This window comes from Methylobacterium jeotgali, from assembly GCF_022179345.1.
GTDB lineage: Bacteria > Pseudomonadota > Alphaproteobacteria > Rhizobiales > Beijerinckiaceae > Methylobacterium > Methylobacterium jeotgali.
In genome coordinates this window covers 1-12921 of record NZ_BPQR01000003.1, presented here as the reverse complement: position 1 = coordinate 12921, position 12921 = coordinate 1, and the positions used below count along the sequence as shown (strand labels likewise).

At 70.6% G+C, this 12921-nt stretch carries 16 protein-coding genes; 14 read left to right on the top strand and 2 right to left on the bottom strand.

The features are described from left to right. The first annotated feature begins 54 nt into the window (after positions 1 to 54). From MFF04_RS01085 to acpS, 3 genes are all read left to right on the top strand, one after another. Positions 55 to 324 carry a hypothetical protein gene (locus tag MFF04_RS01085; protein ID WP_238273644.1) on the top strand — a complete coding sequence of 90 codons (270 nt, stop codon included), beginning with the start codon at positions 55 to 57 and terminating at the stop codon, positions 322 to 324. A gap of 151 nt (positions 325 to 475) precedes the next feature. Beyond that, entirely contained in the window at positions 476 to 1234 is a 759-nt protein-coding gene (locus MFF04_RS01080) for a pyridoxine 5'-phosphate synthase (protein WP_238273643.1), read from the top strand. Further along, entirely contained in the window at positions 1231 to 1629 is a 399-nt protein-coding gene (gene acpS, locus MFF04_RS01075) for a holo-ACP synthase (protein WP_238273642.1), read from the top strand. Before MFF04_RS01080 ends, acpS begins: the two co-directional genes overlap by 4 nt. Before the next feature lie 87 nt (positions 1630 to 1716). Here acpS and frc read toward each other — a convergent pair whose 3' ends face one another. Together frc and MFF04_RS01065 are read right to left on the bottom strand one after the other, a co-directional pair. Beyond that, positions 1717 to 2967 (bottom strand): formyl-CoA transferase, encoded by a 1251-nt coding sequence (gene frc / locus MFF04_RS01070; protein WP_238273641.1) that lies wholly within the window; start codon positions 2965 to 2967, stop codon positions 1717 to 1719. A 137-nt stretch (positions 2968 to 3104) separates the two neighbouring features. Beyond that, positions 3105 to 3533 (bottom strand): PAS domain-containing protein, encoded by a 429-nt coding sequence (locus MFF04_RS01065; RefSeq protein WP_238273640.1) that lies wholly within the window; start codon positions 3531 to 3533, stop codon positions 3105 to 3107. On the opposite strand from MFF04_RS01065, the gene MFF04_RS01060 reads away from it, so the two are divergent. The 11 genes from MFF04_RS01060 to MFF04_RS01010 form a co-directional block, all read left to right on the top strand. Beyond that, positions 3520 to 3717: a hypothetical protein gene (locus MFF04_RS01060; RefSeq protein WP_238273639.1), complete on the top strand. Its 198-nt coding sequence runs from the start codon at positions 3520 to 3522 to the stop codon at positions 3715 to 3717. The two genes, MFF04_RS01065 and MFF04_RS01060, sit on opposite strands and share 14 nt — an antisense overlap. 223 nt (positions 3718 to 3940) lie before the next feature. Beyond that, positions 3941 to 4384: an OsmC family protein gene (locus MFF04_RS01055; RefSeq protein ID WP_238273638.1), complete on the top strand. Its 444-nt coding sequence runs from the start codon at positions 3941 to 3943 to the stop codon at positions 4382 to 4384. A 28-nt stretch (positions 4385 to 4412) separates the two neighbouring features. After that, a complete protein-coding gene (locus MFF04_RS01050) occupies positions 4413 to 4787 on the top strand; it encodes a YybH family protein (protein WP_238273637.1) in 375 nt (124 codons plus the stop codon). 212 nt (positions 4788 to 4999) lie between these two features. Next, entirely contained in the window at positions 5000 to 5776 is a 777-nt protein-coding gene (gene lepB / locus MFF04_RS01045; RefSeq protein ID WP_238273694.1) for a signal peptidase I, read from the top strand. Between the two features lies 1 nt (position 5777). Continuing rightward, entirely contained in the window at positions 5778 to 6560 is a 783-nt protein-coding gene (rnc, locus tag MFF04_RS01040; RefSeq protein WP_238273636.1) for a ribonuclease III, read from the top strand. Next, positions 6557 to 7534, top strand: coding sequence for a GTPase Era (gene era / locus MFF04_RS01035; protein ID WP_373319923.1), 978 nt, complete (start codon positions 6557 to 6559; stop codon positions 7532 to 7534). The genes rnc and era overlap by 4 nt, the downstream gene beginning before the upstream one ends. 374 nt (positions 7535 to 7908) lie before the next feature. Further along, positions 7909 to 8829, top strand: a complete 921-nt coding sequence (locus MFF04_RS01030; protein ID WP_238273635.1) for a class I SAM-dependent methyltransferase — start codon at positions 7909 to 7911, stop codon at positions 8827 to 8829. After that, on the top strand, positions 8826 to 9575 hold the full coding sequence (locus MFF04_RS01025) for a pseudouridine synthase (RefSeq protein WP_238273634.1): 750 nt from the start codon (positions 8826 to 8828) through the stop codon (positions 9573 to 9575). Before MFF04_RS01030 ends, MFF04_RS01025 begins: the two co-directional genes overlap by 4 nt. Positions 9576 to 9740: 165 nt before the next feature. Continuing rightward, on the top strand, positions 9741 to 10805 hold the full coding sequence (locus MFF04_RS01020) for a 30S ribosomal protein S2 (protein WP_238273633.1): 1065 nt from the start codon (positions 9741 to 9743) through the stop codon (positions 10803 to 10805). Positions 10806 to 10911: 106 nt separating this feature from the next. Beyond that, entirely contained in the window at positions 10912 to 11838 is a 927-nt protein-coding gene (gene tsf, locus MFF04_RS01015; protein ID WP_238273632.1) for a translation elongation factor Ts, read from the top strand. 157 nt (positions 11839 to 11995) lie between these two features. Then, positions 11996 to 12921, top strand: a 926-nt coding sequence (locus MFF04_RS01010) for an MCP four helix bundle domain-containing protein (protein ID WP_238273631.1), incomplete at its 3' end; no start/stop codon positions are given.

Sequence of the window (12921 nt, the reverse complement as noted above, 5' to 3'; positions counted from 1 at the left end):
CAATCCGACGCCGGTGGGATTGTCCCTGCATCTGAAGACACTGAAGGATTGACGATGCGCAAGACCACTTACGCCCTCGCCACCGCCATGATCCTGTCGCTCGCCGGCGGCGCGATGGCCCAGACCACGGCGCCCGGCTCCGCCGAGAAGAACATGAACAACCCGGGCAGCGTGAAGAGCAACTCCGAGAAGTCGATGGAGCGGGGCAGCATGCCGGCCACCACCGGCACCGCCGCTCCGGGCACGATGCAGAAGGACGGTATGTCGACGAGCGGCCACAGCAGCGGCGGCTCGACCAGCTCGACCCCGACGCCGGCCCGCTGAGACGCGCATCGTTTGAGAACTTCGGAAAGGCCGGGCCGAGAGGTCCGGCCTTTCTCGTGCGCGGAACTCACAGGCTCCTGACACGGGCCGGCGGCTTCCGGCGACGGGCCGCCTCGGCTAGAGCGGTCCGCCCGCCTGTCCGGAACACGCCATGACCGTCCCGCTGCGCCTCGGCGTCAACATCGATCACGTCGCGACCCTCCGCAACGCCCGCGGCGGGACCCAGCCCGATCCTCTGCGGGCCGCAAGCGAGGCTGTCGCGGCGGGCGCCGACGGCATCACGGCGCATCTGCGCGAGGATCGCCGCCACATCCGCGATGCCGACATCGAGGCCCTGCGCCGCGATCTCGCCGTGCCCCTGAACTTCGAGATGGCGGCGACCGACGATATGGTCGCGATCGCCCGGCGCATCCGACCTCATGCGGCCTGCCTGGTCCCGGAGAAGCGCGAGGAGCGTACCACCGAGGGCGGGCTCGACATCATTCGTGGCCGCGCGCATCTCGCCCCCCGGATCGCGATGCTCTCCGAGGCCGGCATCCGGGTCTCGCTGTTCGTGGAGCCCGACGAGGCGGTGATGGACGCCGCCCGCGACCTCGGCGCGCCGGTGGTCGAGCTGCATACCGGCTCCTATTGCGAGGCCGTCGTGGCGGGCGACGCCGCCGCGGCGGAGCGGGAGCTCGGCCGGATCCGGCGGACCGCCGCCCACGGCGCCTCGATCGGTCTCGAGATCCATGCCGGCCACGGGCTCAGCCTCGACAGCGTCGGGCCGGTGGCGGCGCTGCCGCAGATCGCCGAGCTCAACATCGGCCACGCGATCGTCGCCGAGGCGGTGTTCGTGGGTCTCTCCCAGGCCGTGCGCGACATGCGCGCCGCCATGGGCAGGGCACGGGAGGCATCGGCGCGGCGATGATCGTCGGCATCGGCTCGGACCTCTGCGACATCCGCCGGATCGAGCGCTCCCTGGAGCGGTTCGCGGATCGCTTCACCCACCGGGTGTTCACCGCCGGCGAGCGGGCCCGCTGCGACCGCCGCGCCGCCCGTGCGCCCGGCTACGCGAGGCGCTTCGCCGCCAAGGAGGCCTGCGCCAAGGCGCTCGGCACCGGCATCGCCCGCGGCGTGTTCTGGCGGGACATGGAGGTGGTGAACCTGCACTCCGGCCAGCCGACCCTGCGGCTCACCGGCGGCGCGCTGGCCCGGCTCGACGCGCTGATCCCGCCCGGCCACGTCGCCCGGCTCCATGTCAGCCTCACCGACGATCCGCCGCTGGCGCAGGCTTTCGTGATCATCGAGGCGCTGCCGGCCTGACGCCGGCCTCATGCAGGCGCGCTTCCCCAAAAGAAAACGGCGCGCCGTGGGGCGCGCCGTCTCCGTTTCAGCCGAGGGTCGGAGGCCTTAGACGGCCTTCGCCTGGTGCAGCTCCTCGATCTGCTGCTGCGTGTAGCCCAGATCCTTGAGAACCTCGTCGGTGTGCTCGCCGAGCAGCGGCGAGGCCTTCACGTCGACCTTCATGTCCGAGAACTTGATCGGGCTGCCGACGGTCAGGTACTTGCCGAGCTTCGGGTGATCGACCTCGACGACGGTGCCGCTGGCGCGCAGCGACGGGTCGTTGGCGATCTCCTTCATCGACAGCACCGGCGAGCACGGGATGTCGAACTTGCGCAGGATGTCGACGGCCTCGAACTTCGTCTTGTCGGCGAGCCAAGCCTCGATGAAGTTGAAGATGTCGAAGATCTTGTCCTGGCGAGCGCGGGCCGTGTTGTAGGCCGGATCGTCGATCCACTCGGGCTTGCCGAGCGCCTTGCAGATCGGGGCCCAGGCGTGACCCTGGATGGTGAAGTAGATGTAGGCGTTCGGGTCGGTCTCCCAGCCCTTGCACTTCAGCACCCAGCCCGGCTGGCCGCCGCCGCCCGCGTTGCCGCCGCGCGGCACCACGTCCGAGAACTCGCCGTGCGGGTACTGCGGGTACTCCTCGAGGTAGCCCAGCGCGTCGAGGCGCTGCTGGTCGCGCAGCTTCACGCGGCAGAGGTTGAGCACCGAGTCCTGCATGGACACGGCGACCTTCTGGCCCTTGCCGGTCTTGTTCTTCTGGTGCAGCGCCGTGAGGATGCCGATGGCCAGGTGCATGCCGGTGTTGGAGTCGCCGAGGGCGGCGGCCGACACGGTGGGCGGGCCGTCCCAGAAGCCCGTGGTCGAGGCGGCGCCGCCGGCGCACTGGGCGACGTTCTCGTAGACCTTCAGGTCCTCGTAGTGGTGGCCGTCCGAGAAGCCCTTCACCGAGGCGAGGATCATGCCCGGGTTCAGCTCCTGGATGCGCGCCCAGGAGAAGCCCATGCGGTCGAGCGCGCCGGGGCCGAAGTTCTCGACCATGACGTCGGACTCGCGGATGAGCTTCTCGAGCACTTCCTTGCCCTGGGGCGTCTTGGTGTCGAGGGTCAGCGAGCGCTTGTTGGAGTTCAGCATCGTGAAGTAGAGCGCGTCCGCATCCTCGATGTGGCGCAGCTGCGAGCGCGTCACGTCGCCGGCGCCGGGACGCTCGACCTTGATCACGTCCGCGCCGAACCAGGCGAGGAGCTGCGTGCAGGCGGGGCCGGCCTGGACGTGCGTGAAGTCGATGATCTTGATGCCCTCTAGAGGCTGGGTCATTGTCGTCTTTCTCCCTTGTCGACTGCTTCGAACTTCGGTCCCGGGCCGACTTTTGCAGGCCGGTGCTGGCCCCGGAACTTGCTTGACCGCGCGCCGCCCCGAGGCTCGGGGCGCGCGCGCGAAACCGTTGCGCCCTCTCAGGCGCTCGCCGTCTCGAGCTCCGACAGCCGCTTGCGCAGCCGGCGCTCCTCGTTCCAGCGCTCCGTCTCGTCGCGGATGACCGCGAGGATGCCGGTGACCGCCCCGTCCGGCCCGAACAGGAGCCCGACGGTGAAGGCGATCGAGAGCGCGCGTCCCTCCTTGTGGAGCGCGGGCACCCGCAGCAGCTGGGTGCCGTAGCGGGTCACGCCCGTGCTCATGGTCTTGTGGTAGCCCTCCCAGTGCCGGGCGCGCTGGCGCTCCGGCGTGATCAGGTCGAGGGACTGCCCGAGGGCCTCGGCCTCGGTGAAGCCGAAGATGCGCTCCGCCGCCGCGTTCCAGAGGGTGATGAGACCCTCCGCATCCGAGACCACCATGGCATCGCCGGAGGCAGCGACGAGCTGCTTGAAATCGATGTCGCTCGACATCAACCTGCCGTCGACGCCGCTATCGGGAGCGAAGGGCGAAGGGGCGGGTGCCGGAAGAGCCGCGTTGCGCCCACGCGGGCCGCAAAAGGCCGTGCGCGCGTCGGATGCGATCCGTCATGATTTCCATTTCCTCCGCTCGTCGGAAGAGGGCTCTCCCCAATTCCGCAGCACATCGATGGCATGACTTGCTCGTGCTCTTGAGGTGGCATTTGGTATACCACTAAGGCGCTTGTCAAGGGCGGCGCCGGAACGACGCCGTGGGGTCCGGAACATCCCGCGGCGGATGTCTCTCCTCCGTTTGGGCCCTCATGGATGCAACCGCATCCATTGCCGGGGCGCCGGGCAGAACCAGTTGTTGCGGGGCGACGGGCGGCAGCGTGCCGGCCTGGGAGCAGGAGCGGACAGGGATGTCGGGCAACCCGACGATCAGCATCACCCAGGTCGCGGACTACCGCTTCACCGTCGATTTCGGCGGCGCCCTGCCGGCGCTGCTCACGGACGAATCCGTTCCCATCGGCACCGGGGAGGGGCCGTTCCCCGAGCAGCTCCTCATCGCCGCGGTGAGCAACTGCCTGTGCGCGAGCCTCGTCTTCGCGCTCGGCAAGTTCAAGCAGGAGGGCGGGGGCGTCTCCGCCCGCGCCCGTTGCGAGGTCGGACGCAACGCCGAGGGGCGGTTGCGCATTCAAGGGATCGACGTGGCGATCGCGCTCGGGGCCGTCGAGGCCGAGATGCCGCGCATCGACCGGGTGATCGAGCAGTTCGAGCGCTTCTGCACGGTCTCGGAGAGCGTGAAGGCGGGCGTGCCCGTGCGCGTCACCGTCGAGGACGGGGCGGGCGCCCGTCTGAAGTGACGTCTGCCGGAGGGGGCGAGGAGGATCGATGAGCGGAAACGGAAAGGACACCGCGCGGGAGCCGGAGGACCTGGCGCGCCTCTTCAACGCGAGGGCGAATGCCGGGGACGTCGAGGGTCTCGTCGCCCTCTACGAGCCGGGCGCGGTCATCGCGGTCGGCGTCGTCAAGGCGACCGGGCACGAGGAGATCCGCGCGTTCTTCACCAAGCTCCTGTCGCGCAAGTCCGAGTTCCCGCCGGTGGACACGCAGCCGGCGATCCGCAACGGCGACCTCGCGCTCACCTCGGCGCTGCTGCCCAACGGCGACGTCTCCGTCGAGGCCGCCCGGCGGCAGGGGGACGGGACCTGGCTCTGGGCGATCGACCAGCTGCGCATCCGACCGAGCTTTCCGCACCGCGACTGACCGGAGCGGCGATCACATCGTCGCGCGCTCCACCCTTAGCCGGGATGGCTGGCGGGCGCTTGCGCGTTGCGGGTAGCCCCCTCATGGTCTAGACCGCCGCTCGCGACCGGCCGGCCCCGTTGCGCGTCGCGGCCGCGCCCCGAGACCCGGCCGGGCCACGGCGCTCGCGAAGGATGGAAGGCGCAGGCGTGGATCAGGACACCAACCGGCCGATGCGGGCCGCACCGGCTCAGGCGCCCGCCTCGAGCACCTGGGCGAGCCTGCGCGAGACGATCAAGGTCGGCATCCAGGCGCTGCTGATCGCGCTGGTGGTGCGCACGCTGCTGTTCCAGCCCTTCAACATCCCCTCGGGATCGCTGGTGCCGACGCTGCTGATCGGCGACTACCTGTTCGTGTCGAAGTACTCCTACGGATACTCGAAGTACTCCCTGCCTCTGAGCGAGTACATCCCCGGCAAGCTCGAGGGACGCGTCTGGGCTGCGGAGCCGAAGCGCGGCGACATCGCCGTGTTCAAGCTGCCGAAGGACAACGCGACCGACTACATCAAGCGCGTCATCGGCCTGCCCGGCGACCGCATCCAGATGATCGACGGCGTGCTCAACATCAACGGCAAGGCCGTCAAGCGCGAGCGCATCGCCGACTACGAGACCTTCGACCCCTACGGGCAGGCGACGAAGGTGCCTCAGTACCTCGAGACCCTACCCAACGGCATCGCCCACCGCATCATCGAGCGGGACGGCGACAACGGCTTCTGGGACCGGACCGAGCTCTACACCGTGCCGGCCGGGCACTTCTTCATGATGGGCGACAACCGCGACAACTCCACGGATTCGCGCGACCTCGCCAATGTCGGCTACGTGCCCTTCGACAACTTCGTCGGCCGCGCGGAGATGATCTTCTTCTCCATCGACGAGGGCACCCCCGCCTGGCAGATCTGGAACTGGCCCGCCAAGGTGCGCTGGGGCCGCCTGTTCTCGACCATCCACTGACGTGACCAAGGGCGCCGAACGCGCGGGCGAGGCCGGGGCGTCGAGCCGGGCGCGCCGCGCCCACCGTCCGAAGCCGCCCCTCTCCGAGCTGGAGGAGCGGATCGGCCATGCCTTCGCAGACCGCGAGCTGCTCGTGCGCGCGCTGACCCACACGAGCAAGGCGGCGGGCCGGGGCGGCAGCTACCAGCGGCTCGAGTTCCTCGGCGACCGCGTGCTCGGTCTCGCCGTGGCGGACGGGCTCTACGCCGCCTTCCCGGACGCCGACGAAGGCGACCTCTCCCGCAGGCTCGCCGGGCTCGTGCGGCGGGAGACCTGCGCCGGGGTCGCCGAGCGCTGGGAGGTCGGGCCGCACCTGATCCTCGGCCAGGGCGAGGTGATGGGCGGCGGCCGGCGCAACCAGACCATCCTCGCCGACGTCTGCGAGGCGATCCTCGGGGCGGTCTACGTCGACGCGGGCTTCTCCGCCGCGTGGGCGGTGGTGGAGCGGCATTTCCAGCCCGCCGAGCCTGCGGCGGCGGGTCCACGTGGGCGCGACGCCAAGTCGGCCCTGCAGGAATGGGCCATGGGCCGGGCGCTGCCGGTGCCGGCCTACACGGTGGTCGAGCGCACCGGGCCGGACCACGCCCCGCATTTTCGCATCGCGGTCGCCGTCGAGGGGCTGGAGCCCGGCCACGGCGAGGGCACCTCGAAGCGCGTCGCGGAGCAGGCGGCCGCCCGCGCCCTGCTGGAGCGGGAGGGCATCGGTGCCGCGCCGCCCGAGAGCGGTTCCGGGGAGGACGCATGAGCGAGGTTGACGAGAGCGGCAGGGACGACGTGCCGCCGCCGCAGGCCGAGGCCGCGCAGGCGGCACCGGGGATGCCGGCCGACGCGCGGGCAGGGTTTGTCGCGCTGATCGGCGTCCCGAACGCCGGCAAGTCGACGCTGCTCAACAGCCTCGTCGGCACCAAGGTCTCGATCGTCTCCCGCAAGGTGCAGACGACGCGGGCGCTGATCCGCGGCATCGTCATGGAGGGCGCGTCGCAGATCGTGCTCGTCGACACGCCGGGTATCTTCGCGCCCAAGCGCCGGCTCGACCGCGCCATGGTCCATTCCGCCTGGGGCGGAGCCGCCGATGCCGACGCGGTCTGCCTGCTCGTCGATGCGCGCAAGGGCGTCGACGAGGAGGTCGAGGCCGTGCTCGGCCGGCTCGCCGAGGTGAAGCGCCGGCGCTTCCTCATCCTCAACAAGATCGACCTCATCCCCCGCGAGCGGCTGCTCGCGCTCGCCGCCGACCTCAACGGCAGGCTCCCCTTCGCCGAGACCTTCATGATCTCGGCGCTCAACGGCGACGGCGTCGCCGACCTTCGCCGGGCGCTCGCCGGCCTGATGCCCCCCGGCCCCTGGCTCTACCCGGAGGATCAGGTCTCCGACGCGCCCCTGCGCATGCTCGCCGCCGAGATCACCCGCGAGAAGATCTACGACCGCCTCCACGAGGAGTTGCCCTACCGCTCCACCGTCGAGACCGACCAGTGGCAGGTCCGGGCCGACGGTTCCGTGCGCATCGAGCAGACCATCTTCGTGGAGCGCGAGAGCCAGCGCTCGATCGTGCTCGGCAAGGGCGGGCGTACCATCAAGGCGATCGGGCAGGCCGCCCGCGTCGAGATCGCCGAGGCCGCCGAGGCGACGGTGCACCTGTTCCTGCACGTGAAGGTTCGCGAGAACTGGGCCGACGATCCTGCCCGCTACCGGGAGATGGGGCTGGAGTTCCCGCGCGGCTGAGGCCCGTCGAGGGCCAGAATCCCGCTGCCGTCCGGACGAGGACGACGGCAGTGACGCAGAATGCGCATCCGATCTGCCCGGATGTGCGATGTTCGACATATCGGCTACGCGCCGAAGCCCGGTGGAAACACGCCGAACATCTTGAGAGACCGGCCTTTTCGACTGTGCGAGGGCCGAATCGCGGCGCGGGCGGTCGCAGGAAACCCGCGGACGTGGCCGCGGTAACCTTTCGCGCGGTTCGGACGATGGCTAATAATCGACCCCCGGCCGCGATTCGGTTCGCGTCGTGCCGCCGGCGCCCTCACCCCTCGTTCCGTCCAACGCTACGGCCTCTGCGCCATGGCGCCGGACCCGTCGTCGCGGATGCCGCTCCGATGAATGCCCCGTTCTCCGCGTCCCTCGTCTACGGCCTGCCCCCGCGGGAGCTCGCGGCCGTGCCGCCGGACGCGGCCCAGGTCTCGCCGCTGATTCCGGGCTCGGCCCGGCTCGAGGACTGCGCCGAGGGCAGCGCGCGCGCGCTGGTGATGCTGGCGGCCCCCGGCACCATCGAGCGCCGCCACGCCCTCGCGCTCGCCCTGCGCGCCCTGGAGCCCGGCGGCGCGCTTACCGTGATGGCGCCCAAGGACCGGGGCGGCGCGCGGCTGGCCAAGGAGCTTCGCGCGCTCGGCCTCGACCTCGCCGAGGAGGCGCGCCGGCATCACCGCATCTGCACCCTGCGCCGGCCGTCGGGAGCGCTGCCGCTCGCCGAGGCCCTCGACGCGGGCGCCCCGCGCCATATCGACAATCTGGCCCTCTGCACGCAGCCCGGCGTCTTCTCCTGGGACCGGATCGATCCGGGCACGGCGCTGCTCCTCGAGACACTGCCGCCGCTCTCCGGCCGGGGCGCGGATCTCGGCTGCGGCCTCGGCATCCTCGCCCGCGCGGTGCTCGGCTCCCCGGCCGTCACGGCGCTGACGCTCGTCGACATCGACAGGCGCGCCGTGGAGATGGCCCGCCGCAACGTCGTCGATCCCCGCGCCAGCCTGCGCTGGGAGGACCTGCGCGTGGCCGAGTTCGAGACCGGCCGACTCGACTTCGTGGTGATGAACCCGCCCTTCCACGACGGCGGCACCGAGGACCAGGCGCTCGGCCAGACCTTCGTGCGGCGCGCCGCCGAGATGCTGCGCCCCGGCGGCGCGCTCTGGGTGACGGCCAACGCCCACCTGCCCTACGAGGCGGTGCTGAGGGGCGCCTTCCGTGAGGTGACGCAGCGGGCGGGCGCCGGCGGCTACAAGGTCTACGAGGCGCGCCGTTGACGGGCGCCGCCAAGGCCCCGTCCCTGCGCCTCGACCGGCTTCTCGGCAATCTCGGCTACGGCTCCCGCCGGGAGATCGCCGGGCTCGCCCGCGCCGGCCTGATCCGCCTCGACGGCGCCGTCCTCGACCGGGCGGACGGGCGCATCGCGGTGACGCGGGACCTGCCCGAGCGCATGAGCGTCGACGGCGAGCCCCTCGACCCGCCGCCGGGCCTCGCGCTCCTCCTCCACAAGCCCCTCGGCGTCACCTGCTCCCACAAGGAGGCGGGCCCGCTCGTCTACGGCCTCCTGCCGCCCCGCTGGCGCCGCCGCGAGCCGGCGCTCTCCACCGTCGGGCGCCTCGACAAGGACACCTCGGGGCTGCTGCTGCTCACCGACGACGGCGCGCTCCTGCACCGGATCATCTCGCCGAAGGCGGAGGTCGCGAAGCGCTACCGCGTCGCCCTCGACCGGCCGCTCAAGGGCGACGAGGCGGCGGTCCTCGCCGCCGGCACGCTGATGCTGGAGGGCGAGGAGAAGCCGCTCCTGCCGGTCCGCTTCGAGGCCGAGGGCGAGCGGCAGGCCGCGGTGACGGTGACCGAGGGGCGCTACCACATGGTCCGCCGGATATTCGCGGCGCTCGGCAACCACGTCACCGCGCTCCACCGCGACCGGGTCGGCGGGCTGGACCTGCCCGATGATCTCGCGCCGGGAAGCTACCGGGTGCTCGGCGAGGCCGAGATCGCGCGGATCTTCGCCGGAGGCTGAGAGGCGGCCGCCGCCGGCTTGCCTCGGATGGCGGCCTCTGATAAGGCCCCGCCCATTCCACACGCGGAGCCGGCCTCATGCCTGAATGAGGCGTTTCCGGTGGCCTGTCGGGATCGACGGGTCGCTTCCTCCGCGGCGGCACAACCGGGAAGAAAGCAACAGATCATGGCCGTCGATTTCACCATGCGCCAGCTCCTCGAGGCCGGCGCCCATTTCGGGCACCAGTCCCACCGCTGGAACCCGAAGATGCAGCCCTACATCTTCGGCACCCGCAACAACATCCACATCATCGACCTCGCCCAGACGGTGCCGGCGCTCCACCAGGCCCTCCAGGCCGTGAGCGACACCGTCGCCAAGGGCGGCCGCGTGCTCTTCGTCGGCACCAAGCGCCAAGCCTCGGACACCATCGCCGAGGCGGCCAAGCGCTCGGCCCAGTACTACGTCAACTCCCGCTGGCTCGGCGGCATGCTGACCAACTGGAAGACCATCTCCGGCTCCATCCAGCGCCTGCGCAAGGTGGACGAGACCCTCGACACGGGCGGTCCCGGCCTCACCAAGAAGGAGCGCCTGATGCTCTCCCGCGAGAAGGAGAAGCTCGAGAAGGCGCTCGGCGGCATCAAGGACATGGGCGGCGTGCCCGACCTCCTGTTCGTCATCGACACGAACAAGGAGCAGCTCGCCATCAAGGAGGCGACCCGCCTCGGCATCCCGGTGGCGGCCATCGTCGACACCAACTGCGATCCGGACGGCATCACCTACGTGGTCCCGGCCAATGACGACGCCGGCCGCGCCATCGCCCTCTACTGCGACCTGATCGCCCGGGCCGCCATCGACGGCATCTCCCGCGGCCAGGGCGCCTCGGGCGTCGACCTCGGCGCCTCCGAGGAGCCGATGGCCGAGGAGCTGCCGACCGAGCACGCGGCGGCCTCGATCGATTCCGAGGCGATCAGCCAGGCCGACGTCGCCGCGCTCGCCGAGTCGACCGAGCATTTCGAGCTGCTCGCCGCGCCCCGCGGCGCCCCCGACGACCTGACCAAGCTCAACGGCGTCGGCCCGCAGATCGTGCAGAAGCTCAACGACGCCGGCGTCTACCACTACTGGCAGATCGCCGCGATGAGCGACGAGGACATCGCCAAGGTCGACGCCGACCTCAAGCTCAACGGCCGCATCGGCCGCGACGGCTGGGTGAGCCAGGCCCGCGGCTTCGTCGAGGCGGCCGCCGCCGCCTGAGGCCGGACGCCGCGCCTCGCGGCCCGCATCGTTGAACCGACACCGGGCCCGGCTCTCCCCTGAGCGCCGGGCCCTCTCATCTCGAAAGACTGAGGAAGGACCGGCCATGGCCAACATCACCGCCGCGATGGTGAAGGAGCTCCGCGAGACGACCGGCGCGGGCATGATGGACTGCAAGGGCGCGCTCAACGAGACCGACGGCAACATGGAGGCCGCGGTCGACTGGCTGCGCAAGAAAGGCCTCGCCAAGGCCGCCAAGAAGGCCGGCCGCGTCGCCGCCGAGGGTCTCGTCGCCGTCGAGTCCGCCGGCCGCCACGCCGCCATCGTCGAGGTCAACTCCGAGACGGACTTCGTCGCCCGCAACGACGGCTTCCAGGCCTTCGTGCGCGAGGCCGCCAAGCTCGCGCTCAACACCGACGGCACCCTCGAGGGCCTCCAGGCCGCCAAGTTCCCCGGCGAGTCGGTGACCGTCGCCGACAAGCTCCAGAGCCTCATCGCCACCATCGGCGAGAACATGAACCTGCGCCGCGTCGCCAAGCTTGAGGTCCCGCACGGCCTCATCGCCAGCTACGTGCACAGTCAGGTCAGCGAGGGCCTCGGCAAGATCGGCGTGCTCGTGGCGCTGGAGTCGGAGGGCGACGTCGAGGCGCTCGCCACGCTCGGCCGCCAGCTCGCCATGCACGTCGCCGCGACGAACCCGGTGGCGCTCGACGCTTCCGGCGTCGACCAGGCGACGCTGGAGCGCGAGAGCAACATCCTGCGCGAGAAGAACGCCGGCAAGCCCGACCACGTCCTCCAGAAGATCGTCGAGAGCGGCCTGAAGACCTACTACAAGGAGGTCACCCTCCTGGAGCAGCCCTTCGTCCACGACGGTTCCAAGACCGTGACCCAGGTCCTCAAGGAGGCCGAGTCCAAGGCCGGCAAGCCGGTCAAGCTCACCGGCTTCGTGCGCTTCGCGCTCGGCGAGGGCATCGAGAAGGAAGAGGGCCCGGACTTCGCCACCGAGGTCGCCCAGCAGGCCGGCCGCGCCTGAGCTGCAGCGCTCACATCCGTCCTCGCAAGCCCCGGCCTTCAAGCCGGGGCTTTTTTGTCATCGGCCTTCGCGGCGCGGCGGCCCGCATCAACCGAAAGTTGACGTTCCTGAAACATACGCTGACGCAGCGCAGCATTCCGTTTTTGGACGTCCCACCATGATCTCGAACACCACCGTCCGGTCTCGGCTGATCGGGGCGCTGATATTGTTGCTGAGCCTGATCTGCGGCGTCGGCGTGTTTTCCTACACGCAGTTCAGGTCCCTCGATGCAGCGATTGGCGAGCTCGCCGGGAACACCGTGCCGAGCACGCGGGTGCTTGGCCGGCTAGCGACGAACTTCGAGGCGCTCCGCAGCCGGCAGGCGGCATATCTCCTGTCGAGCGAGGAGCGGCGCCCGGTCTCCCTGACCCGGCTGAGCGCCAGCATGTCCGACCTTCGCACGGATATCGCTGAGTACGAGCCCCTCGCCAGCCCCGGCGAGGGCGATATCTGGAAGAGCGTGAAGACGGACGTCCTTGCCTATCTCGGAATGGGCGATGAGTTCGTCGGGCTGCTCGACCGGAAGGAGAGCAAGGCGGCGAGCGACTACCTGCTCGACGGGATGCTCCCGGCCCTCAACAAGGCTCGCGCCGCCATCAAGGCGGATCTCGACTTCAATGTCCGCCAAGGTGTCCGGACGAGCGAGGCGGCGGTGGAGCTCGGGAGCCGCGCCCGCCTCTACATCCTGATCGTCGTCGTCGCCTCGGTCGCGCTCACCCTCGGCATCGCCTGCATGTGCGTGCTGACCATCTCGACCCCGGTCCGGAAGATGGCGCAGGTCATGAATCGGATCGCGAAGGGCGAGACCTCGGCCCGCATCCCGAACGCGGGCGAGCGCAGCGAGATCGGCGAGATGGCCGCCGCCGTCGAGGTGTTCCGCCAGGGGCTGATCGAGAACGAGGCCCTGTCCGCCGAGGCGGCCCGCTCGCGCGAGGCGGCGGAGGTCCAGCGCAAGCGGATGATGAACGAGCTTGCCGACCGGTTCGAGGACGCCATCGGGGGCATCGTCTCGATGGTGTCGTCCTCGGCCACCGAGCTTCAGGC

Bases quoted from the DNA above. Each gene is read 5' to 3' on its own strand.
- MFF04_RS01085 (WP_238273644.1), top strand. From the start codon at position 55: ATGCGCAAGACCACTTACGCCCTCGCCACCGCCATGATCCTGTCGCTC.
- MFF04_RS01080 (WP_238273643.1), top strand. From the start codon at position 476: ATGACCGTCCCGCTGCGCCTCGGCGTCAACATCGATCACGTCGCGACC.
- acpS (WP_238273642.1), top strand. From the start codon at position 1,231: ATGATCGTCGGCATCGGCTCGGACCTCTGCGACATCCGCCGGATCGAG.
- frc (WP_238273641.1), bottom strand. From the start codon at position 2,967: ATGACCCAGCCTCTAGAGGGCATCAAGATCATCGACTTCACGCACGTC.
- MFF04_RS01060 (WP_238273639.1), top strand. From the start codon at position 3,520: ATGTCGCTCGACATCAACCTGCCGTCGACGCCGCTATCGGGAGCGAAG.
- MFF04_RS01065 (WP_238273640.1), bottom strand. From the start codon at position 3,533: ATGTCGAGCGACATCGATTTCAAGCAGCTCGTCGCTGCCTCCGGCGAT.
- MFF04_RS01055 (WP_238273638.1), top strand. From the start codon at position 3,941: ATGTCGGGCAACCCGACGATCAGCATCACCCAGGTCGCGGACTACCGC.
- MFF04_RS01050 (WP_238273637.1), top strand. From the start codon at position 4,413: ATGAGCGGAAACGGAAAGGACACCGCGCGGGAGCCGGAGGACCTGGCG.
- lepB (WP_238273694.1), top strand. From the start codon at position 5,000: ATGCGGGCCGCACCGGCTCAGGCGCCCGCCTCGAGCACCTGGGCGAGC.
- era (WP_373319923.1), top strand. From the start codon at position 6,557: ATGAGCGAGGTTGACGAGAGCGGCAGGGACGACGTGCCGCCGCCGCAG.
- MFF04_RS01030 (WP_238273635.1), top strand. From the start codon at position 7,909: ATGAATGCCCCGTTCTCCGCGTCCCTCGTCTACGGCCTGCCCCCGCGG.
- MFF04_RS01020 (WP_238273633.1), top strand. From the start codon at position 9,741: ATGGCCGTCGATTTCACCATGCGCCAGCTCCTCGAGGCCGGCGCCCAT.
- tsf (WP_238273632.1), top strand. From the start codon at position 10,912: ATGGCCAACATCACCGCCGCGATGGTGAAGGAGCTCCGCGAGACGACC.